Below are 504 nucleotides of genomic sequence, written 5' to 3' on the forward strand. Positions count from 1 at the left end.
ATCAGGGTCGACCTGAAACACCCGCGCGGCCTTGACCTGGTGCAGCGCCTCGCCGAGGGATCCGACGTGCTGGTGGAGAACTTCCGCCCCGGCACCGCCGCCCGGCTCGGACTGGGCTACCAGGATCTCGCCGAGCTGAACCCGCGCCTGATCTATGCCTCGATCTCCGGCTACGGGCAGACCGGGCCGTGGTCCACCAGGCCCGGCTACGACGCCATCGCCCAGGCGCAGAGCGGCATGATGAGCATCACCGGCGAGCCGGGTGGCGCCCCGGTGCGGCCTGGCGTGCCGACGGCCGACATCGGAGCCGGGATGTGGGCCACGATCGGTGTGCTCGCCGCGCTGCGCGCCAGGGAGCTGACCGGACGCGGCCAGCACGTCGACGTCTCGCTCTTCGACGGCCAGCTCGCCTGGCTCTCCTACGTGGCGAGCGGCTACTTTGCGACCGGCGAACTGCCATGCCGGTTTGGCTCTGCGCATCCGACGATCGTGCCCTTCCAGGCT

The 504-nt window shown here is 70.8% G+C and carries 1 protein-coding gene; it reads left to right on the top strand.

Annotated elements, in window-relative coordinates:
- Positions 1-504: CaiB/BaiF CoA transferase family protein (locus tag I7822_RS30890; protein WP_207982569.1), on the top strand; the 504-nt coding region annotated here is incomplete at both ends.

It is taken from the genome of Metabacillus bambusae, from assembly GCF_017497975.1.
GTDB classification, from domain to species: Bacteria; Bacillota; Bacilli; order Bacillales; family Bacillaceae; genus Metabacillus; species Metabacillus bambusae.